This is a genomic window from Vibrio sp. Y176 (genome assembly GCF_033438945.1).
The window spans coordinates 1-954 of record NZ_JAWOQS010000169.1; the positions used below are offsets into that span (position 1 = coordinate 1).

Consider the following 954-nt stretch of genomic DNA (forward strand, 5'->3'; position numbering starts at 1 on the left):
CATCAACTCGAATACTTGCGTGGCAAAGTGGAACATCCATTAGATGATGACCCTTATGCCTTAGACACTCGATTCGAGTGGGAAGATGACATGACCAAATAGAAAAAACCTCCGGCATTTACCGGAGGTTTTTGTTTTTAGGTTTGGCTTAAGGCTTAGGTGTAAAAAGCAGAGCTTTATTCTGCCATCAGCTCATCAAGTGCATTAACTGACGCAGCGACTTGCTCGTCCAATAAGCCTTGCTGCGCGTTGTATGTATCTAGCGGTTCGGCAGCAATCTCGATACTTTGGCAAGTGTTCATTAACGCAGTAAGACCTAAACTCCCCGCACTGCCTTTTAGTTTATGAGCGAGATTTTTCACTGCTAGGCTGTCATTTTTTTCTGCTGACTCAACCAACTGTCCAAGTACATCCGCACTGGTATTTCTGAACAAGTCGATGATATGCAGCATTTTTTCTCTGCCTAAAATCGTCATGTCGGACTGGATCACGCTTGGATTAATGATGACCATTTCTGGTTCCTCTCGTTGTTGGTGGTCTTGTTCGACCTGATTTTCAATAGTTAGATTGGTGTCGCTCGTTTCGCTCAGAGGTAAGCATTCTCCACTTTGCGGAAGCAGTAATTGTTTGCCATCCAGAACATCCTGAATCAACGTAGCAAGGGCTTCTTTCTCAACCGGTTTTGGCAAGTAACCATCAAAACCCGCTGCCAAGTAGCGTTCCACTTCTTCCGCAAAAACATGAGCAGACACCGCAATCATAGGTGTCGGTGACAGCGCTTTGTCACCTGGCTTGTTACGTTCGATGCGTTTTAAGCGTTGAATCAAATCCGTGCCGTCGCAATCAGGTAAATTGATGTCAACAAGCGCGATGTCAAAATCTTGTTTATCAATGATTCGTTCAGCTTGCAGGCCATCTTCCGCCATCACAACTTGGTGCCCCATGCTCTGGAGG

The 954-nt window shown here is 45.6% G+C and carries 1 protein-coding gene; it reads right to left on the bottom strand.

Features of this window, described 5'->3' with window-relative positions; all coding sequences use genetic code 11:
* Positions 1–176: 176 nt before the first annotated feature.
* Positions 177–954: response regulator (locus tag R7O13_RS24890; RefSeq protein ID WP_318304944.1), on the bottom strand; the 778-nt coding region annotated here is incomplete at its 5' end.